The organism is Candidatus Spongiisocius sp. (assembly GCF_965221825.1).
Lineage (GTDB): Bacteria > Actinomycetota > Acidimicrobiia > Spongiisociales > Spongiisociaceae > Spongiisocius.
Genome location: NZ_OZ244917.1, coordinates 1,823,636 through 1,842,441, shown reverse-complemented (window position 1 = coordinate 1,842,441; position 18,806 = coordinate 1,823,636). Strand labels below are relative to the sequence as shown.

The window sequence follows — 18,806 nt, the reverse complement described above, 5'->3', positions numbered from 1 at the left end:
GGGTTCTTTCCCGGCCTGGGGACCCGCATGGGTCGAGCGGCCGCTCGGTCCCGTCGGAGCCATTCGTTACGATCAGGCGGCGATCGGCATCACGCCGTGATCAGGACCCGCATGGAGGTCTCCGAATGACCGCCGTTGTCCAGACCGTTACCGGACCCGTCGCTCCTGAAGGGCTAGGGGTGACGATGGCCCATGAGCATCTGCTGATTCACAACCCCTCCTTCGTCGAGCCGCTGGAAGCCTCGGACCGGCACCGCGCCCACCAGCCCGTCTCGCAGGACAACATCGAGTGGGTGCGGCAGTACTGGACCTCCAACGTGGACAACCTGGAGGTCTACGACGAGTTGACCGCTCGGGAGGAGGCCGCCTGGTACTACCGGGCCGGAGGCGACACCATCATCGATCCCACCACCCGCTACATCGCCCGTGACCCGCGGGCGCTCGTGCGGATCTCCAGGGGGAGCGGCGTCAACATCGTGGCCGGAACCGGTTTCTACGTGGCGGAGACCCACCCGCCGGACATGGGCAACCGGTCGGTGGAGGATCTGGCCGCGGAGATGATCGGGGAGCTCACGGTGGGAATCGACCACACCGGCGTGCGAGCCGGGTTCATCGGCGAGATGGGCTGCTTCTGGCCGCTCCGGGACGACGAGCGGAAGACCCTCCGTGGCGCGGCCCTCGCGTCGCTCGAGACCGGCGCCGCGGTCATGGTGCATCCGGGCCGCCATCCCGACGCCCCGGCCGAGATCGTGTCGGTGCTCACCGAGGTGGGGATGCCGACCGACAAGATCATCATCGCCCATATGGACCGCACGATCCTGGATGCCGGCGCGGTACTCCGGTTCGCGGAGACCGGCTGCTACCTGGAGTACGACATGTTCGGCCTGGAGACCTCTATGTACCCGACGGTGGCGGAGCGGACCGAGGCGGGGATCGTCCCCAGCCGCCCGCCGGGCCTGTCCGTCATCAGCGACGCCCAGCGGCTCGACAGGTTGGACCTGCTGATCGAGCACGGGTACGCGGAGCGCCTGCTCGTCTCCATGGACATCTGCACCAAGCACCGGTTGCACCGCTACGCCGGCCACGGTTACGACCACATCATCGAGAACATCCTGCCGTGGATGAGGCGGCGGGGTACTACCGAGGAGACCTTGCATACCCTCCTGGTGGAGAACCCCCGGCGGGTCTTCACCATGAACGGGAACTGATCCGGGACCATGGCAAGGCTGAGAGCGGGTGTGATAGGGGCCGGATCCTGGGCGGTGGCGTCCCACATCCCCAACCTCGCGCAGCGGTCGGACGAGGTCGAACTCGTCGGGGTGGCCCGTCCCGACCGAGAACTGCTGGACTGGGTGGCGAACGAGTTCGGCTTCCGAGTGGCGTCCACCGACTATCGCGAGATCCTCGATCAGCAACTCGACGTCTGCATCGTCTCCAGCCCCAACCGGTTCCATTACGAGCATGCCCGAGCGGCCATGGAGGCCGGCGCCCATGTGCTGGTCGAGAAGCCGTTCACCGTCGATCCTGCCGAGGCTTGGGACCTGGTGCGGACCGCCGAGCGTCTCGACCGGCACCTCCTGCTGGCGCTGGGTTGGAACTACAAGCCGATGGTGCGGCGGGCCAAGGAGTTGGTCGAGCAGGGCGGCGGCTTCGGGGAGGTGGAGCACATCATGATCGACATGTCCTCCGCTGCTCGGGGATTGCTGGCCGCCGGACAGCCCTACGAGGCCGGATCGTCGGTGGCGACCGCCCGGCCCGAGACCTACACGGACCCCGCCGTGTCCGGCGGCGGCTACGCACAGGCCCAGCTCTCCCACGCCCTCGGGATGGCCTTCTGGCTGGCCGGGGACGTGCGGGCTTCCGAAGCCTTCGCCTTCATGTCCGCGCCCCTCGAAGCGCCGGTGGAGCTGCACGACGCCATCAGCTTCCGCCTTTCGAACGGGGGCGTAGCCACCGTCTCGGGGAGTTCGTGCCACCTGGGATACGACGGCAACAAGCATCTGCTCTCGGTCCGGATCGTCGGATCGGAGGGGATGCTGTCGGTGGACGTGGGCCGCGAGCTGGTGTACTGGTACCAGGACGGGGGTCACGAGGTGCGGCTCGATCTGGATGACCATGCCGGCGACTACGACTGTGACGGGCCGGTTCACACGCTGGTGGACCTGGCCCTGGGAATGGATGTTCGGAACTGCTCGCCCGGCCATGTGGGAGCTCGGGCGGTGGAGGTCACCGAGGCCGCCTACCGCAGCGCCCGTACCGGCGAGGTAGCCCGGATCGCCAACTCATGAGCGGACGTACCGCCCTCGTGACCGGGACAGCCCAGGGGATCGGGCGCGCGATCGCCCGTGAACTGGCCGCCTCCGGCGTCCGGGTGGTGGGCGTCGACGTCAAGCCCCACGAGGACCCTGCGATCGAGCGAGTGATCGTGGCCGACCTGAGCCGCGTCGACGAGTGCCTGAGGGTGGTCTCGGAGGCCGGCGAGGTTGACATCCTCGTCAACAACGCGGCGGTGCTCGTCCAGGAGCCGTTCGAGACCTTCGACATGGACGACTACGAGCACGTGATGGCCGTGAACCTGCGAGCGCCGTTCCTGCTGGGTCGGGAACTGGGCCCGCCGATGGCCGCAAGAGGATGGGGTCGGATCGTCAACATATCGAGCATCGGCGCCCGCACCGGTGGCCTGGCGGACTCGTCGGTCTACTCGGCCGCCAAGGCCGGTCTGGTGGCGTTCACCAAGAACTTCGCCCGCAACCTGGGGCCTAGGGGGGTCACGGCCAACGCCATCACCCCGGGAGCGATCCTCACCCCGATGGCGGCCGGCATCTTCGAACGGGACCCTTCCATCGAAGCCAGGATCACGGCGGACATACCCCTGCGGCGGTTCGCCCGGCCCGCCGAGGTGGCGACAGTGGTGACCTTCCTCGCCTCCGACGAGGCCTCCTACATCAACGGCGCCACCATCGACGTCAACGGCGGCTGGGTCATGACCTGAGAACGCTCCCAAGCCGGCGAACCGCTCCGCAAGAGGCGCCCGGCCGCCTTTCTCTCTCCATGTGCTACTATGTAGCACATGGAGAGAATCGGTGTACGTGAGTTGCGGCAGCACGCCAGTAGGTGGCTACGGCGGGTAGCTGAGGGTGAGTGTTACGAAATCGCGGTTCGGGGGGTCCCGGTGGCGCGTCTAGGTCCTCCTGCGCCGGCCGGGGGTGCCTTAGAACGACTCGCCTCGGAGGGACTGGCAGACCCGCCTTCCGAAGGCCTCTCAGAAGCGCTCGATAGGCTCGGTCTGCCGATTGAAGGGAGTCCGATGAGCGAGCGCCTTGCCGCGCTGCGCCGGGACGAGCGGTGAGATGTGGCTGCTCGATGCATCGGCCTTCTTAAAGCTACTGATCGTCGAGCCCGAGTCGGCCGAGCTACGCCGGTGGATACGTGGCCGCGACCTGGCCTCGTCGGACTTGTTACGTACCGAGGCTCGGCGCGCTGTCGCGGGTGAACCTGCCGACGTACGTAGGCGCTGCGAGAAGCTACTTGCGGAGATTCCCATGATCCGGCTCGTGCCTGCCGTGCTCGACCGTGCAGGTGAGCTTCCGGGCCAAGGGCTCCGCTCCCTCGACGCCATCCATCTGGCTTGCGCGCTTCGGCTGGGCGACGACCTCTCCGGGATCGTCAGCTACGACGCGCGGCAACTGGCGGCCGCCGATGGGCTCGGTATCCCGACATGTTCGCCGGGCGCTGACCTTTGACCTTGGGGGCTGTCCTCGACCGCCGGGTCCGCGGGCGATTCGCACCGGTCCGAGACCATCACAGGGTGAGATAAAGGTCCCGCTATCCGGCAGGGTGGGTAACGGGGGCTAACGTCGGGTGCGGACGATCCCCGAGACGGGTGTCCGGAAGCGGGAACATGGCGGATGGGAGTACGGAAAGGGTGCGCGTCAACGAGAACCTCCGGTACGAGCCCGATGACAAGTGCCCGCTCCCGGTGGCGGCAGGTGTTGCGATCCAGGGCGTCATACTCATCCTGCCCACGCTGGTCGTCATCGTGGCGGTTACCGCGCGGGCGGCCGGAGAGGGGGCCAAGTACCTATCGTGGACGGTGTTCGCGGGCCTTCTGGTAGGCGGGGTAACGACGGCTCTGCAGGCAGGCCGGTTCGGACGGTTGGGGGCCGGGCACGTCGTCGTAGCGTGCGCATCACCGAGCTACATAGCGGCCTCCCTCCTGGCGCTGTCGGTAGGGGGGGCGGCATTGCTGGCCAGCCTGACCGTCGTGGTGGCCCTGACGCATATCGCGCTGGCCGGATGGCTCCCTTCGCTGCGGAATGTGGTCACTCCGGTGGTCGCGGGGACGGTACTGATGCTCTTGGCAGCCACCATCCTTCCGGTCGCCATCGACAGAATGGACGAGCTTCCGTCCGGAGCGTCGCCCGCGGCCGGGGTGACTATCGCCGCCGTCTCGCTGCTGGTCACCGCCGGGCTGGTCCTGCGTGCTGTGGGCGCGTGGCGGCTCTGGACCTCGCTCATCGGGATCGGGGCCGGTTGCGTAGCGGCGGCGGTGATGGGTGTCTATGACTTCCAGCCGGTTCTGGACGCGCCCTGGTTCGGCATCCCCAGCGCCTACCTGCCCGGACTTGACCTGACGCCGGGTGCGGAGTTCTGGACCCTCCTGCCGGTATTCGTCATCGTCGGTCTGGTGGTCGGCATCAAGAACATCGGCGACGGTGTGGTCGTCCAGCAGGTGTCGCGACGCCAACAGGGGGCCACCGACTTCCGGATGGTCCAGGGACTCCTGAACGCCAACGGGGTGGGTTCGTTACTGTCCGCGATCACCGGGGTCCCGCCCACCACCGTGTACTCATCCATCAGCGCGTCCCTTGCCGGTCTCACCGGGGTGGCGTCCCGCCGCGTGGGATACCTGATCGGGGCATTCCTGGCGGCGCTGGCGTTCCTGCCCAAGCTGGCGGCCTTCCTCCTGACCATTCCCAGCCCCGTCATGGGGGCTTACCTGCTCGTTCTGATGGGAATGCTGTTCGTGGAGGGTATGAGGACGGTGACCCGCGACGGCCTCGATCGCCGGAAGTCCCTCGTGGTGGCACTCGCGTTCTCGATCGGCGTGGGCATGGACGGCCGGGGTGTGTTCAGTGACCTGCTGGGCGAGACGTGGGGCGCCTCGCTGGACTTCGGGATGACGTCGGGAGCGCTGGTCGCCCTCCTCCTCACCCTGTTCATCGAAGCTACCGGTCGCCGCCGGGCACGTCTCGAGGTCGGGCTGGCTATGTCCGCCCTACCCGAGATAGATCGCCATCTCACCGAGATTGCCGCCGGAATGAGGTGGAACGCCGCCTCGACTGATCGGCTGCGGGCCGCCGGCGAGGAAACGCTGTCGAGCTTGTTACAGACCGCCGACGCTCGACCGGCCGGTGATACTCCGCCCCGCCTGGTAATAGTGGCGCGTCCCGCCCGTGGAGCCCTCGAGATGGACTACATCACGGTCTACGTAGAGGAAAACCTGGAGGATCGGCTCTCCTATCTCGATGAACGGAGCTATCTACCGGATGAGCGGGAGGTCTCCTTCCGTCTCCTGCGGCACTACGCCTCCTCCATAAGGCACCGGAAGTACCACGGCGCCGAGGTCGTCACCGTGCGGGTCGAGGCCTAGGGCTCCCCGAAAGGCGCGGACTCCGGGATCATCTCGCGGGCGACAGCAGCCGCGTAGGCCTGGTTCCCGATGTTGTCCAGATGCCAGGTCACCGCCGGGAGGTCCGGGAACCGGAAGGTGCTTCGGTTCATCCCGCGCTGCATCTCCGGCGGGATCTCGAACGAGGCGGGGTCTGTGGACAGGCCGGTGCCGAGGGCCTTTATGAGAGCCTCCTTCATGGTCCAGAAGTCGAGGAACAGATCGGTTCTATCTCTGCCTTCCGCGGTCGTCAGGACTGCCCGCTCCGGCTCCGTGAAGACCGTATCGATCAACAGGTCCATGTGCCGCCGTGGCTGTCGCTGCTCGACATCGACCCCGAGGCGTCCCCGGGGGGCGACCGCTATCAGCCCATGGTCACCGCTGTGGCTGACATTGAAACTGATCGGAGCCGGTACGCCATCGACCATGGCGAAGGGTTTACCGCGATCGTCGTGGACCTCGAAGGCGATCCGTTCGTTGCGGCACGCCAGCCGGCCGGTCAGCACTGCTCGCAGGGCCGCCCGGCACAGGGAAAACCGTCGCCCGGGGCCGGGGATTTGGAATCTCTGCAGCCGCCGCCGCTCCGTTGCGTCCAGCCACGCGAGCGAGTCCCCTTCGTGATCGGCATGCGGTTTCAGGTCGACATGGAAGACGGTGGCATCACCGACTCTCCTGTAGGGCTGCCACCAGGAGCCGGTACCGGACTCGGTCACATCACGCTCTGAAAGAGCCTCGAGCGCCGATCTCCAAGACGTCGGCGAGAACGAAGCGGCCCTCCACCTGGTGGTCCCCTGATCCGGCGCGGGCATGCGGGAGGGTGACGACCATCCTTTGATTCCGGCGTATGTAGAAACCGGTGAGAGGACCGAGCCGGTCGACATCGGTATTGGTGTGGCCCTCGCCGATCGATGGGTTGGCCAGGGTTGCGCCGGTCAGATCGACCTGGCGGCCGTCAATGGTCAGCGAACTAATCGCCGTGATGTACTTGGACTGCGGGTACGGGTTGTGCAGCTCGAAGCTCACCAATCCGTTACGGGTCCGGCCGGAGTCCTCCACTACCACCAGATCGCCTGCCTGCAGGCGTTCCACGAGCTGCCGCAGCATTATCCAGCTGTCGGCCCGGTGGCCCTCGGAGAACCCCTTTATGGTCCGGGCAAGGCGCCCGACGGCGTGGTCCGACATGATCTCGCCCCACTCCCGGCTGGCGGTGAAGCGGGGGTTGGCGGCGTAGATGCCGACATGTTCGGCCTCCGGGTCGTCCTCGAGGGTGCTGAGGTCGACGGTGTGGGGATGGAACTCCATCAGGTAAGAGGTCTCCACCTTGGCGCCGTGGTCGTGGATGTCACCCTCCAAGCCGGCGTTGAGTTCGTTCCACACCGTGGTGAGGGCGTTCACGTCCGGGAACTCGTCCATCAGCCGGTCCGTCTCCTCCCGGAGTACGTGGAGATGGTCGAGCGCCCCGTGCCCTGAGATCACGACGATCGCCTTGAAGCCGCCTTCGGCGAGCTGGCGGAGTATCGGCCGGACGACCGACCGGAGCACGGTGACATCGACCACGATGCCATGGGGGAGCGGCAGCACACCCGACGCCAGCCAAAGGGGAGGTAGTACCACGCCGCCGGTGACAGCAGCCGTCCTGTGGCAGATGTTGTCGGCGGTCAGCATGTCCACGCCCAGCGGGAGGTGAGGCCCGTGGTACTCGACGCACCCGACCGGAAGGAAGACGATGGGGGTCTCCTCCAACACCTGCCGCATCCGGGCCGGACGCACGAACTCGTAGGCGGTGGGGTCGAGAGAGGGATCGGCCACGGGCGTATCCTAGGAGGGCACTTGAGTCCGGCCTATACACCTTTATACACATGATGGTGTATAGTGTGGGCCATGGCCCGGACCAACATCGACATCGACGACGAACTCGTTGCACGTGCCATGCGGACGTTCGGATTGCGGACCAAGCGTGAAGCTGTGCAGCTCGCGCTGGAGCGTCTCCTCGGGGGCGGACCGATGAGTGTCGATGAACAATTGATGATGGAGGGCGCCGGCTGGGACGGAGACCTGGAAGTCATGCGCTCGAGCCGGTTCGGTAGCTGGGACAGCGGTGCTGGTAGCTGACACATCAGCCTGGATCGAGTTCTTGAGGGCGACCGGCTCCTCTCCGGCCGTACGTCTACGGCAGGCTATCTCCGAGCGGGAGGTGATCGTCATCGACCCGATCCTGATGGAGGTGATGGCCGGTGCTCGCCGGGATGCCGCGGCGCCCACCCTGCGACTCCTGGAGGCACAGCACGTCGAGGCACTGTCCCCAAGGCTCGATTGGCTCGATGCGGCAACTATCTACCGCGAGCTCAGATGGCGAGGGGTAACAGTGCGCTCGCAGGTCGATGCCCTGATAGCCGCGGTCGCTATCCGTCTGGATGTGCCCGTGCTGCACCATGACCGTGACTTCGGACCCATTTCGAGGTACACATCCCTCCGGACCGTCGTGATTTGAGCCGGCCGGTGAATCTGGAATCGTCGCAGGCGTAACGTATCGGAGACGGACGGGAGGATCAAGATGGCATCACGACCGAGCGCGATGGTGACGGGCGCGGCGAGCGGGATCGGGGAGGCTGCCGCCCGGCGCCTGCTGGAAGAAGGGTGCTCGGTCATCGCCGTCGACATCAACGAGTCGGGCCTAGATCCGATCGTGGCCGGCGGCGCCGAACCGCTGGTGGCCGACCTGGCCGACCTCGATGAGCGGGCGAGGGTCATCGAGGCGGGACAGGGGATCGACTACCTGGTCAACGCGGCGGGGATCATCCGCCTCAAGCCCTTGCCCGATTTCACCGTCGATGACTGGCGCGACATCTTCACCATCAACGCGGAGGCCATCTTCTTCCTGTGTCAGGGCATCGGGCCGACCATGCCGCCGGGCAGTGCCATCGTCAACCTATCCTCCAGCTCCGCCAAGCTGTCCAACACGGTCGAGGCCGCGGTCTACGCGGCCTCGAAGACCACGATCCTCTCGATCACCCGCTCCTTCGCCTACGGGCTGGCCAAGATCCCCGTTCGGGTCAACGCCGTCTGCCCGGCCATCATCGACACCCCGATGCAGGACAAGGTTCTCGAGATGGTCGCTCCTCTGCGGGGCATGACGGTCGAGGAACTGACCGTTGCTCGTAACGCATCTGTCCCCCTCGGTAGGACGGCCTCAGCGGCGGAGCTGGCCGGCCTTATATGGTTCCTCCTGGGCGAGAAGCCCGGATACATGACCGGCCAGGCTGTCAACTACGGAGGAGGCTACGTCACATGGTGATCGAGGACCTGCGGCGGATCCACCACATCGGAATCACCGTTCGGGATGTGGGCCGGTCATTGGAGTTCTGGCGCTCCTTCCTGGGCATCGAGGAGCGCTGGCGCCAGATCCTCGACGCCCCTTACCTCGGCCGGGTGACCGGCTATCCCGGTGTCAACATCGACGCCGCCGTAATCGACCTCCCCGGCGGCGCCGTGCTCGAGATACTCAACTACCTCGTCGACGACAGGAGTCCCAACCCTCCCGAGACCGCCAACCCTGGCAACGTCCACATCTGCATACAGGTGGATGACATCGACGATATGTGGGACCGGGCGGTGCGATCCGGCGCCACCCCCATCAGCCCGGGCCCGGTGGAGATCACCGCAGGACCCAACATCGGTGTGAAGGCCTGCTACCTGCGCGATCCTGACGGCGTCACGCTGGAGCTGTTCAAGCCGGTCGGCTGACCACCGAGAAGTAGTTCGGTAGGATCGCTCGGGATCACAAGTAGGCGATTCGTCAGGAGCTCCATGAAGGTTGCAAGAGTCGAAGCCATCCCGGTCAGCTACCCCGAACCGAATGATTTCAACGCCATCCGCCATCTCTGCCTGGTGAAGCTGATCGCCGAGGACGGGACGGTGGGATGGGGCGAGTCGGTCACCATGTGGCCCGAGTCGAGCTTCGCCACCGCCTCGATCATCGAAGGCATGGCGGATCTGGTGATCGGCAAGAACCCTGTCCACAACGACGTGATCTTCCGCGCCCTGAAGGACCGGGCCTGGTGGTACGGGTACGAGGGCGGCATCGCCAGCTTCGCCATCGCGGCCCTCGACATCGCCCTGTGGGACCTGAAAGGCAAGGCCCTCGGCGCTAGCGTGCTCGACCTGCTGGGCGGCCCGGTGCACGAGCGCCTGCCGGCCATCGCCTCCTCCCACGCCCACTACGAGTCGATCCCCGAGATGGCCGAGGAGGCCGTGGACTGGCTGTCGACCGGACTCCAGGGAATGAAGGTGGGTTTCGGTAAGCGGGGCAAGGCCCGCCTCGGCTTCGAGCACGACCGGGACGTCGAGTACGTGCGGCAGATGAGAGAGGCCATCGGACCGGACAGGAGCCTGATGATCGACCTGGGATGGGTGATCAAATGGGATGTCATGACCGCCATCAAACGGACGCAGGCCTTCGACGAGTACGACGTCGATTGGATCGAGGAACCACTCGGCGACTGGGATCCCGAGGGCTACGCCAACCTCCGTTCCAAGACCAAGACCCTGATCGCGTACGGGGAGAAGGAGTGGACGATCCGGGGATTCGAGCGCGTGCTGGCGACAGGAACGGTCGACGTGGTCGGGTGCGACCCGGGCCGCGCGGAAGGGATCACCGGATTCAAGAAGATGGCCGAGCGGGTGGAGCAGTGCCGGCGCCAGGCCAACGCCCATGCCTGGTCGTCGGCGATCGTCACCGCGGCCAGCCTGGCGGTGAGCTTCAGCAGCAGCGCCTGCAAGCTGTTCGAGTTCAAACCGCTCGAGAACCCGATGCAGCACGAATTGGTGGCCGAACCGTTCGACCACGAGGCGGGCTGGGTGTACCCGCCGTCGGGACCGGGTCTCGGCATCGAAGTGGACGAGCGGGTGGTGGACCGCTACCGCACCGAACGGGTGCTGGGCTGAGCGGCGAGTACGAAGGAGAGAGCATGGCGTGGAGCATCGCTTCCGGACTCGAAGGACAGGGCGTGATAGTCACCGGCGCTGCCGGAGGGATCGGACGGGCCACTGCCGAGGCCTTCGCCACGGCAGGCGCCAGGGTTATGGCCGTCGATCTCCACCAGGCCGCGGCGGACGAAGTGGTAAACGGGATGGAAGGCCGGGGTCACGTGGCCGTGGGCGCTGACCTGCGGGATCTGGATGCCCACGCCGCCCTGATTGCCCGGGCCTACGACGAGCTCGGCGGGCTTAAGGCGCTGGCGCACCTGGCGGCGGTACTGGCTCGCCAGGACTCCGTGAACGACGTGACCGAAGCCGACTGGGACTTCCAGCTTGACACCAACCTCAAGGCAAGCTTCTTCCTCTGCCGGGCAGCGGCCGACGCGATGATCGAAGCGGGCGGTGGTGGGAGCATTACCCTCTTCTCCTCCCAGGGCTGGTGGACCGGCGGCTTCGGCGGCTCGGTCGTCTACTGCGCCTCCAAGGGGGGGATCGTTTCGATGACCAGGGGCCTGGCCCGCACCTACGGTCCCCACCAGATCCGGGTCAACGCCATCGCTCCCGGCCTGGTCGACACTCCCATGCTCATGGACGACCTGTCCCCCGAGGTCTTCGAGGCCCTCAAGGAGGCAACTCCGCTCAAGCGGGTCGCCGAACCCTCGGAACTCGGAGGAGTGGTGGTGTTCCTGGCCAGCGATCACGCCTCCTACGTGAGCGGCGCCACCCTCAACGTGAGCGGCGGCTTCCTGATGTACTGACCGGCACGTGGCTGGAGCCACCGCCGAAACCTCGAGTACTAGGGGTGCATCCGGTCCGGATAGGCAGTGACCGGGTGCCACCCACGTTATGCCAACTCGTAGTGGAGGACGTAGGAGTGCTGCCCCTCTTCGTTGTGGATCTCCAGCGTTCCCGAGATGCCGGCCAACTCTCCGGCGCCGGAGTCGGGCACGATCGTCACCGTGAGTCGGGCGTCGCCCCGGTTCATCACCCCGCTGTGCTGGAGCACGAACGAACCGGTCCTCCCGCCCACCGAGCCTGTGAAATGCTCGATGGCCACATATCCCGCCGACCCGGGAGTAGCGGTGACGGCTCCGATCATCTGCGCTTCCGCGGCGCCGACCAGGTCGCCGGAGTACTTCTTGCGCACCAGGTTCCGGTTCAGCTTCAGCCCGTCCTGCTCCAGGAACGGGGGCTCGGCCTCGATGTTCACGTCCATAGGTCCGCGGGCGGTGGGCATGACAACCTCCTCCGTGTCGTACCGGTAGGTACTCGGCGAGGGCAGGCGAGCGCTGCTCAAGGACCGTCCTGCTTGCCGGCCCGCCTCCGGCAGCCAACCCTAACCCCGGGCCCATCGAGTCGTTGACTGCGAGGAGCCGCTGCTCCCGAACCTCGTCATTGAATGACATAGGGGCGGCGGTTGACCGCCCTGAGCCGGATCATCCCAGCCTGGACCGGAGGCCGGGGGCGGGTCGGCTGTTTCACGCCGTGGCAACTACCTCAATTGGTGCGGGAACACCGTTACTATGCGCGACCGATGAAGCGACGCCCGGCTCGGTATTCCGCGGCCCGGCTGGTCAGCCGGGGTGCCCGCAAGAGCGTGTGGCCGCGGGTGTGGCGGGTGGTACCGCTGCGGGACAGCTACGACGTGGTGGTCATCGGCGGGGGCGTTCACGGACTGGCCACCGCCTACTACCTGGCCGCCAACCACGGCATCACCAACGTGGCCGTACTCGAGAAGTCGTATCTGGGAAGCGGGGGTTCGGGCCGCAACACGGCGATCCTCCGGTCCAACTACCTGACGCCCGAGGGGGTGGTCTTTTACGACCGCTCCCTGGATCTGTACCGGACGATGGCCGTCGACCTGAATATGAACGTGATGTTCTCCCGGCGCGGCCACATAACCCTGGCGCACAGCGATGCCTCGCTGCGGACCATGCACTGGAGGGCCGAGGTCAACAAGCTGCAAGGAGTCGACTCGAGCGTCATCGGGCCCGCCGAGATCAAGCAGCTGGCGCCGGTCCTCGACACGTCGAGCCACCCCCGCTTCCCGATCCTGGGCGCCCTCTACCACCCGCCCGGCGGCATCATCCGCCATGACGCCGTGGTGTGGGGATACGCGCGGGGCGCCGATGCCCTCGGCGTGGAGATGCACCAGAAGACCGAGGTCGTCGACATCATGGTCACCGGCGGCGACGGCCCAGGTGGCAAGGGTCCCGGGGGTCGGGTCACCGGGGTCCGCACCAGCCGCGGGGATATCTCCGCGCCCGTGGTGGTGAACTGCACGGCGGGATGGGCCACCCTGATTTCCGACATGGCCGGCGTAAGGCTGCCCATCAGCACCCGGCCGCTGCAAGCCGCGGTCACGGAGCCGGTCAAGGTGTTCCTGCCCGTGGTCGTGGTATCCGGGACTCTGCATGTCTACGTCAGCCAGACGGCCCGGGGCGAGCTGGTGTTCGGTGCCTCGGTGGATCCCTACAACACCTACAACATCCGGGGTTCCCTCGATTTCACCGAGGGGACGGCGGGACACCTGCTCGAGCTCATGCCCGGCATCTCCCGCATGCGCCTGCTGAGACAGTGGGCCGGCCTGTGCGACATGACCCCGGACTACTCGCCGGTGATGGGCTTCACGCCGGTCGAAGGCTTCCTGTGCGATGTCGGATGGGGCACCTACGGATTCAAGGCCGGACCCGTGTCCGGCGAGCAGATGGCTGAGGCGATCGCCACGCAGAGCACCCCCGATCTGATCGCACCCTTCTCCCTGTCCCGTTTCGGGAGCGACGCGCTGGTCGGCGAAAAGGGCGCCGCGGCGGTCGGGCACTAGGGGTCATGTCATGGTCGACGAGTTCGTGTCACACCCTCGTTTTACGGTGTTGGATAACCGTAAGCACCAGCGGTCCGGCTCCCGACGTCGACCGGGCCGCGCGAGGGAACATATCGTCGTGACCGCTCCGCTCGGGGGGCCTAGGCTGGACGCGTCCGACACCAAGGTGGTGGCGGCTGGGGGAGGGCCCGATGGGGGAGGTGTGCCCGGAGGCTGGGGCGATTCTCGCGCTCTTCATCTGACCCCGCACCTGTCCTGGCGTTTTCCGTGCTGATCGTCCCCTGCCCCAACTGCGGTCCGCGGAACTCTGCCGACCTGCGATACGTGGGGGAGTCCCGGCCCAGACCCGATCCCAACTCGGTCTCGGCCAAGGAGTGGCGCGCCTACCTGTACGAGCGAGCCAACCCGGCAGGAGTGCTGCGCGAGACCTGGTACTGCCGTTCAGGCTGCCGCCGATACTTCACGCTCGAACGGGACACCGTCACCAATGAGTTCACTAACCCGCCGCTACCCGTTGCCAAGCTCGGGAAGAGGCCATGACGCGTCTCGGTCCGCAGCCGGGCGAGGTGATCGACCGGTCCCGCCCCGTCGACTTCACGTGGAACGGGCGGGCGGTCTCGGGTTTCGGGGGCGACACCGTCGCTTCCGCACTGACGGCCGCTGGTGTCCGGGTCATTTCACGGTCGATGAAGTACCGGCGGCCGCGGGGATACGTGAGCAACGACTACTGGGATCCCAACGGCCTGGTGCAGGTGGGCGACGATCCCAATGTCCGCTCGGCCCACCGCCTGATCGAGCCGGGCATGGCCGTGGAGGCACAGAACGTGTGGCCATCGCTGGAACGGGACCTGCGAGCGATCACCGGGCTGGCCTCGCGGTTCCTGACCGCCGGTTTCTACTACAAGACATTCATGCGACCCCAGTGGCTCTGGCCCACCTACGAGAAGGTCCTGGCTACCTTCTCCCCCGGCGGGAGGATCGATCTCGACACCCCCCTCGGGTACCACGACAAGCGGTACACCCATCCGGATGTGGTGGTGGCCGGTGGAGGCCCGGCCGGGATGGCCGCCGCGGTCGCGGCTGCCGGGGCCGGAGCGAGGGTGCTCCTCGTGGAGCATGGCCACCGCTTGGGGGGCCACCTCCTCTGGGGTAACGATGACGACCGGGCGCTGGCCGTCGAACTCGCCGCCATGGTCGAAGCCGCCGGGGTGGAGGTCTTGGTCGACTCGACCGTCACCGGCCGTTACGAGGACAACTGGACCGCCATCGTCCAGCGCAACCACCCGGTCGCGGTCGAGCGCCTGGTAAAGGCCCGCGCCAAGGTCCTGGTCGCCGCGCCCGGGCTGATCGAGCGGCCCTACGTGTTCGACGGCAACGACAAGCCGGGGGTGATGCTGTCGGGCGCGGTGCGCCGCTTCGTGAACATGTACGCGGTGAGACCCGGCAGCACCGCGGTGGTGTTCACGGCCAATCCCGATGGCGACGCGGCAGCCGCCGACTTGGAGCGGGCCGGCGCGGACGTGACGGTGGTCGACGCTCGCCAGGGCGAGGGCATCGCGCGAGCCAGGGGAGGCGCTAAAGCCATCAAGGGTGTGGAGTTGGCCGACGGTCGGAAGCTGGACTGCGATCTGCTGGTCACGGCCATCGGTTGGACCGCTCCTACCTCGCTTCTGAACATGTCCGGGGACCGACCGGTCTACGACGATGCAGCGGCCCGCTTCTTCCCGTCGGCCCCGATCGGCAACGTTCTGGCAACGGGTGGTCTGGCGGGCGATGGCAGCATGGATGAACTCATCGGGCACGGCAGGGCCACCGGCCGGCTGGCCGCAGCCAGGGCGCGGGTGGTGGGCCATCGGCTTCAGGCGGCTACGGCTCGGGCGCTGCCCGTAGACGGCGACGAACCCGAATGGCCGGTGGACATCCGGCCCGCGCTCCCGCGGGATCCCCATCCGGCCCTTTACCGATCGAACACGCACGGAGTGGTCGACTTTTCCGAGGATGTCAGCTCCAAGGACATGGTGGGAGCGGCGGCCGAGGGGTACGACTCCGTGGAGCTGCTCAAGCGCTACACGACCGCCACGATGGGCCCGAGCCAGGGCAAGCTGGAAACCGTCAACACGGTGGCGGTGCTGGCCGAGGCTCGGGGACAGACGATCGCCGAGGTTGGGACCACCGTGTGGCGACCGCCCTACGCGCCGATCACCATGGGGGCCCTGGGCGGGCGCTTGTTCGAACCGGTGAGGGTGTCGTCGATCCATCCCTGGCACGAGGACAGCGGCGCCACCTTCATGCTGGCCGGTCAGTGGATCCGGCCCGACCACTACGGAGACCCGGCCGGCGAGGTGCTCAACACCCGGCAGAACGTCGGCATCATGGATGTGACCCCGCTCGGCAAGCTCGACCTGCGGGGACCCGACGTGCCGAAGCTGCTCGGCCATCTCTACACCAACAAATGGATGAAGCTGGCGGTCGGCTCGGTGCGGTACGGCATCATGTGCACGGAGGACGGCGTGATCCTCGACGACGGGGTCACGGGGCGGCTGGGCGATCAGCACTACATGATGACTACCACCAGCTCCGGCGCCGCCACGGTGTGGGAGTGGGCCGAGAACTGGCTCCAGACCGAGCATCCGGACTGGCAGGTACACGTCACCCCGGTCACATCGGGCTACACGAGCATCAACGTGGCCGGTCCGGAGTCCCGCAGGCTCATCCGTCGCCTGGTGGAGGATGTGGACCTCAAGCCCGAGGCCTTCCGGTACATGCAGGTGCGCACCGCGACGGTGGCCGGCATCCGGGACTGCTTCATGTGGCGCATCGGCTTCACGGGGGAGCTCTCCTTCGAGCTCCACGTACCCGCCGGCCATGGCCTGGCGGTGTGGGAGGCGCTGCTGGAAGGGGGCGAAGATCTCGGGATCAGGCCGTTCGGAGTGGAGGCCCAGCGCATCATGCGGCTGGAGAAGGGCCACTTCATCGTGGGCCAGGACACGGACGGGCTCACCAAGGCGCCGGCCGTGGGGCTGCGGCACCTCATCAAACTCGACAAGCACGACTTCGCGGGCAAGCCCGAGCTGGCCTGGGCTCTGGAAGAAACCTCGGCGTCCGTACTGGTGGCCATCCAGCCGACCGACCCCTCGATCGTGCCCGAGGAGGCCGCCCAGATCGTGCGGCCGGGAACCAACGAGATCATCGGTCGGATCACCTCCTCGCGCATGTCCCCGACGCTGGAACGCTCCATCTGCCTCGGCCAGGTGCTGCCCGAGGTCTCGGGCCCCGGTACGGAACTGACCGTGGTCCTGGTCGGCGGCCGCCGTATCACGGCTCGGGTGGCGGAGCACCACGCCCACTTCGACCCGGAGGGAGAACGGGTCCGTGGCTGAGCTGCCCGCCTTCGAGAGTCCTGTGAGCACGGACTTCGTGTCCTACGCCGGGATCCCGATGGAGCCCGCCGGGCCGGACGCTCCGCTGACCCTCCATGACGTCTCCTCGACCACCAAGCTCATCGTGCGGGCCGGACCAGAAACGGATGCCCGCCACCAGCTTTCCACCCCCTTCGCAACCAGCCGGACGGAGGACGATGTACTGATCGTCGGCCAGCGACCGGATGAGTGGACCCTCCTGGGTCAGGCAACCGCCGTCGGGGGCCTAACCGACAGCCTGGACCGGACCGGCCACGTCAGCGTGATCGACGGCACCCACAGCCGCGCCCTGTTCCGGATGACCGGAGTGGACGCGGCCTCGGTTCTTGAGAAGCTATGCAGCCTCGACTGGAACGATCACATGACGCCCGACGGTGCCGCCGTGTCGGCCTCGGTAGCCCGGGTTACCTGCGACATCGTCCGTAACGACCTCGAAGGCGCCCGTTCCTACCTGATCTCCTGCGACCGGTCCTACGGCCAGTACCTGTTCGAAGTCATCCTCGACGCCGGCCAGGAATTCGGCATCGCACCACTGGCGCACCCGCTCGTTTGACGTGCCGCTCTAACTTGGACGGTAGGCGCTTCGCACAAACTTGGCCTTAGGGTTGAGCATGATCCACAGGCTGTCCGTCGCTGTCCTAAGTCGCCCATCTGTCTTTATGGGCTTTATAGAGTGGGGAGCCAGGAGAAGTGGTTACAATACCGAACAGAGTGCCCGCATAAGCTCGAAAGTGCTGTTCAAGCATGGCCTGTGTGTCCTTGTCCCACACGCCTTCATCTACGATCGCCAGGACTGCCCGAGCAGCCCCTACTAGACCGTGGAACCTTATGGCGTCAGCTGGTTTGAGGCCCTCAGCCCCCGCCTGGTCGCATTGGTCCAACCGATCTCTCATGTTCTCGATGCTTGTTGCCATAGTTGTTCTCCTTGGCTTACGGTTAGGACAAGTGAGGTCGGGCGACAGCCCGGAACTTCTCCCCTGGGGGTCTTTGAACGTGAGGCGAGGTCCTCCCCTCGGGCACGAGGTCTCGGCCACGCGACTTGCCGCAAGTCCGGGCGATGGTCTGGGCTTCCAGGGTCAGGACCTGTAGGCATTTCGCTGGGCGGCCGCCCCCGATGACCGGATCGTGGTGCCAGGTCCGCCGTGGATACTGGGTAGACGGCCGGTCGGGGTCTTCCCGTTCGCTGGCCGATACCGTCGGGCAGTGTACGAATCCGTGCCGCTCTCGCTTGCTCACTTTCTGACTAGGAGCACGCCGCTCCCGTCTCGTTTCGCCCCCTCGCAGACCACTACCTCTTCGCGTCGGCACGACGAACGTCGTGGGGTTCTGCGCGTAGCGAGACGGGAGGTAATGGTACCTCAGTCGTCAACCGGCTTGCCTCTGAGGGTAACTGCGTAGTCTCGGAACTTCCGCGCCAACTGGTGGTTACCAACTTCATCCGAGTAGTCGGCCACCTCGTCTAGTACTCGGGCGGCGGCGCGGTTCAACTCCGGATCAGGTGGTGGTGGCGGTGGCATTGTTGCTCTAGCCTTAGCCGCTGCTGCTTGATTAGCCGCCTCGTGGCGGCGGATGTGGCGTGCCATGGCTCGGCATTTCTCCCCCCCGCAAGGACAACGGTCGGGGAGGGGGCGTGATGTGCCGAACTCAGCCATCTTCACGTACAGGTTGTGCGTATTCAGGTCACCCGACGGATTCTTGGCCGACCAATCCGGCCCCGGACGCCACCAGGTCATCAGTACCTCCGTGATGAGAGCGACGCAAGAAATGCGAGGAACTCTTCATTGAATAGGAAGATGCGAGTTCGGCCAGCTGAGAAATCGCCGGTCAGGTCGGGGTTCTTGCCCGCAGATGCGTCAATTTCCTCGAGTCCTAGAGCTTCCTGATCGGTCTCAGCCGTAGCAACAAGGTCCATCGG

General features: G+C 66.5%; 20 protein-coding genes. 16 read left to right on the top strand and 4 right to left on the bottom strand.

Going from position 1 to position 18,806, the window contains the following annotated elements; all coding sequences use genetic code 11:
- The first annotated feature begins 125 nt into the window (after positions 1-125).
- The 6 genes from ACOQPD_RS08695 (at position 126) to ACOQPD_RS08670 (ending at position 5,653) form a co-directional block, all read left to right on the top strand.
- On the top strand, positions 126-1,208 hold the full coding sequence (locus ACOQPD_RS08695; RefSeq protein WP_420611560.1) for a phosphotriesterase family protein: 1,083 nt from the start codon (positions 126-128) through the stop codon (positions 1,206-1,208).
- 9 nt (positions 1,209-1,217) lie between these two features.
- Positions 1,218-2,288 (top strand): Gfo/Idh/MocA family protein, encoded by a 1,071-nt coding sequence (locus ACOQPD_RS08690; protein ID WP_420611559.1) that lies wholly within the window; start codon positions 1,218-1,220, stop codon positions 2,286-2,288.
- The gene (locus tag ACOQPD_RS08685) at positions 2,285-2,992 is read left to right on the top strand and encodes an SDR family NAD(P)-dependent oxidoreductase (RefSeq protein WP_420611558.1); all 708 of its coding nucleotides are present in this window, start codon (positions 2,285-2,287) and stop codon (positions 2,990-2,992) included. Before ACOQPD_RS08690 ends, ACOQPD_RS08685 begins: the two co-directional genes overlap by 4 nt.
- A gap of 78 nt (positions 2,993-3,070) precedes the next feature.
- Positions 3,071-3,349 carry a type II toxin-antitoxin system Phd/YefM family antitoxin gene (locus ACOQPD_RS08680; protein ID WP_420611557.1) on the top strand — a complete coding sequence of 93 codons (279 nt, stop codon included), beginning with the start codon at positions 3,071-3,073 and terminating at the stop codon, positions 3,347-3,349.
- Between the two features lies 1 nt (position 3,350).
- Positions 3,351-3,743: a type II toxin-antitoxin system VapC family toxin gene (locus ACOQPD_RS08675; protein ID WP_420611556.1), complete on the top strand. Its 393-nt coding sequence runs from the start codon at positions 3,351-3,353 to the stop codon at positions 3,741-3,743.
- Positions 3,744-3,901: 158 nt separating this feature from the next.
- Positions 3,902-5,653, top strand: coding sequence for a uracil-xanthine permease family protein (locus tag ACOQPD_RS08670; RefSeq protein WP_420611555.1), 1,752 nt, complete (start codon positions 3,902-3,904; stop codon positions 5,651-5,653).
- Here ACOQPD_RS08670 and ACOQPD_RS08665 read toward each other — a convergent pair.
- Both ACOQPD_RS08665 and ACOQPD_RS08660 read right to left on the bottom strand, forming a co-directional pair.
- Positions 5,650-6,384 carry a 4'-phosphopantetheinyl transferase family protein gene (locus ACOQPD_RS08665; RefSeq protein WP_420611554.1) on the bottom strand — a complete coding sequence of 245 codons (735 nt, stop codon included), beginning with the start codon at positions 6,382-6,384 and terminating at the stop codon, positions 5,650-5,652. The genes ACOQPD_RS08670 and ACOQPD_RS08665 overlap by 4 nt on opposite strands.
- Before the next feature lies 1 nt (position 6,385).
- Positions 6,386-7,480 (bottom strand): creatininase family protein, encoded by a 1,095-nt coding sequence (locus tag ACOQPD_RS08660; RefSeq protein ID WP_420611553.1) that lies wholly within the window; start codon positions 7,478-7,480, stop codon positions 6,386-6,388.
- A 72-nt stretch (positions 7,481-7,552) separates the two neighbouring features.
- Here ACOQPD_RS08660 and ACOQPD_RS08655 point away from each other — a divergent pair, with 72 nt between their 5' ends.
- From ACOQPD_RS08655 to ACOQPD_RS08630, 6 genes are all read left to right on the top strand, one after another.
- A complete protein-coding gene (locus ACOQPD_RS08655) occupies positions 7,553-7,783 on the top strand; it encodes a type II toxin-antitoxin system VapB family antitoxin (protein WP_420611552.1) in 231 nt (76 codons plus the stop codon).
- Positions 7,770-8,162 (top strand): type II toxin-antitoxin system VapC family toxin, encoded by a 393-nt coding sequence (vapC, locus tag ACOQPD_RS08650; RefSeq protein ID WP_420611551.1) that lies wholly within the window; start codon positions 7,770-7,772, stop codon positions 8,160-8,162. The genes ACOQPD_RS08655 and vapC overlap by 14 nt, the downstream gene beginning before the upstream one ends.
- Positions 8,163-8,225: 63 nt before the next feature.
- Entirely contained in the window at positions 8,226-8,966 is a 741-nt protein-coding gene (locus tag ACOQPD_RS08645; protein WP_420611550.1) for an SDR family NAD(P)-dependent oxidoreductase, read from the top strand.
- The gene (locus ACOQPD_RS08640) at positions 8,960-9,415 is read left to right on the top strand and encodes a VOC family protein (RefSeq protein WP_420611549.1); all 456 of its coding nucleotides are present in this window, start codon (positions 8,960-8,962) and stop codon (positions 9,413-9,415) included. Before ACOQPD_RS08645 ends, ACOQPD_RS08640 begins: the two co-directional genes overlap by 7 nt.
- A 63-nt stretch (positions 9,416-9,478) precedes the next feature.
- The gene (locus tag ACOQPD_RS08635) at positions 9,479-10,615 is read left to right on the top strand and encodes a mandelate racemase/muconate lactonizing enzyme family protein (RefSeq protein ID WP_420611548.1); all 1,137 of its coding nucleotides are present in this window, start codon (positions 9,479-9,481) and stop codon (positions 10,613-10,615) included.
- Positions 10,616-10,638: 23 nt separating this feature from the next.
- The gene (locus ACOQPD_RS08630; protein ID WP_420611547.1) at positions 10,639-11,406 is read left to right on the top strand and encodes an SDR family NAD(P)-dependent oxidoreductase; all 768 of its coding nucleotides are present in this window, start codon (positions 10,639-10,641) and stop codon (positions 11,404-11,406) included.
- A gap of 86 nt (positions 11,407-11,492) precedes the next feature.
- On the opposite strand, the gene ACOQPD_RS08625 is transcribed toward ACOQPD_RS08630, so the two are convergent.
- Positions 11,493-11,945: a DUF3224 domain-containing protein gene (locus ACOQPD_RS08625; RefSeq protein WP_420611546.1), complete on the bottom strand. Its 453-nt coding sequence runs from the start codon at positions 11,943-11,945 to the stop codon at positions 11,493-11,495.
- A 237-nt stretch (positions 11,946-12,182) separates the two neighbouring features.
- On the opposite strand from ACOQPD_RS08625, the gene ACOQPD_RS08620 reads away from it, so the two are divergent.
- The 4 genes from ACOQPD_RS08620 to ACOQPD_RS08605 all read left to right on the top strand — a co-directional run bounded on the left by ACOQPD_RS08620 (position 12,183) and on the right by ACOQPD_RS08605 (position 17,444).
- Positions 12,183-13,472 (top strand): FAD-dependent oxidoreductase, encoded by a 1,290-nt coding sequence (locus ACOQPD_RS08620; protein ID WP_420611545.1) that lies wholly within the window; start codon positions 12,183-12,185, stop codon positions 13,470-13,472.
- Between the two features lie 267 nt (positions 13,473-13,739).
- Complete coding sequence (locus tag ACOQPD_RS08615) at positions 13,740-14,012, top strand: sarcosine oxidase subunit delta (RefSeq protein ID WP_420611544.1); 273 nt, start codon at positions 13,740-13,742, stop codon at positions 14,010-14,012.
- On the top strand, positions 14,009-16,852 hold the full coding sequence (locus tag ACOQPD_RS08610) for a 2Fe-2S iron-sulfur cluster-binding protein (RefSeq protein WP_420611543.1): 2,844 nt from the start codon (positions 14,009-14,011) through the stop codon (positions 16,850-16,852). The genes ACOQPD_RS08615 and ACOQPD_RS08610 overlap by 4 nt, the downstream gene beginning before the upstream one ends.
- The gene (locus ACOQPD_RS08605) at positions 16,845-17,444 is read left to right on the top strand and encodes a sarcosine oxidase subunit gamma (protein WP_420611542.1); all 600 of its coding nucleotides are present in this window, start codon (positions 16,845-16,847) and stop codon (positions 17,442-17,444) included. Before ACOQPD_RS08610 ends, ACOQPD_RS08605 begins: the two co-directional genes overlap by 8 nt.
- 1,179 nt (positions 17,445-18,623) lie before the next feature.
- On the opposite strand, the gene ACOQPD_RS08600 is transcribed toward ACOQPD_RS08605, so the two are convergent.
- The gene (locus ACOQPD_RS08600; protein WP_420611541.1) at positions 18,624-18,803 is read right to left on the bottom strand and encodes a hypothetical protein; all 180 of its coding nucleotides are present in this window, start codon (positions 18,801-18,803) and stop codon (positions 18,624-18,626) included.
- Positions 18,804-18,806 lie beyond the last annotated feature (3 nt).

Coding starts and splice junctions, on each gene's coding strand:
- ACOQPD_RS08610 (WP_420611543.1), top strand. CDS start 14,009: ATGACGCGTCTCGGTCCGCAGCCGGGCGAGGTGATCGACCGGTCCCGC.
- ACOQPD_RS08630 (WP_420611547.1), top strand. CDS start 10,639: ATGGCGTGGAGCATCGCTTCCGGACTCGAAGGACAGGGCGTGATAGTC.
- ACOQPD_RS08675 (WP_420611556.1), top strand. CDS start 3,351: ATGTGGCTGCTCGATGCATCGGCCTTCTTAAAGCTACTGATCGTCGAG.
- ACOQPD_RS08635 (WP_420611548.1), top strand. CDS start 9,479: ATGAAGGTTGCAAGAGTCGAAGCCATCCCGGTCAGCTACCCCGAACCG.
- ACOQPD_RS08695 (WP_420611560.1), top strand. CDS start 126: ATGACCGCCGTTGTCCAGACCGTTACCGGACCCGTCGCTCCTGAAGGG.
- ACOQPD_RS08620 (WP_420611545.1), top strand. CDS start 12,183: ATGAAGCGACGCCCGGCTCGGTATTCCGCGGCCCGGCTGGTCAGCCGG.
- ACOQPD_RS08655 (WP_420611552.1), top strand. CDS start 7,553: ATGGCCCGGACCAACATCGACATCGACGACGAACTCGTTGCACGTGCC.
- ACOQPD_RS08690 (WP_420611559.1), top strand. CDS start 1,218: ATGGCAAGGCTGAGAGCGGGTGTGATAGGGGCCGGATCCTGGGCGGTG.
- ACOQPD_RS08600 (WP_420611541.1), bottom strand. CDS start 18,803: ATGGACCTTGTTGCTACGGCTGAGACCGATCAGGAAGCTCTAGGACTC.
- ACOQPD_RS08670 (WP_420611555.1), top strand. CDS start 3,902: ATGGCGGATGGGAGTACGGAAAGGGTGCGCGTCAACGAGAACCTCCGG.
- ACOQPD_RS08685 (WP_420611558.1), top strand. CDS start 2,285: ATGAGCGGACGTACCGCCCTCGTGACCGGGACAGCCCAGGGGATCGGG.
- ACOQPD_RS08680 (WP_420611557.1), top strand. CDS start 3,071: ATGGAGAGAATCGGTGTACGTGAGTTGCGGCAGCACGCCAGTAGGTGG.
- ACOQPD_RS08640 (WP_420611549.1), top strand. CDS start 8,960: ATGGTGATCGAGGACCTGCGGCGGATCCACCACATCGGAATCACCGTT.
- ACOQPD_RS08645 (WP_420611550.1), top strand. CDS start 8,226: ATGGCATCACGACCGAGCGCGATGGTGACGGGCGCGGCGAGCGGGATC.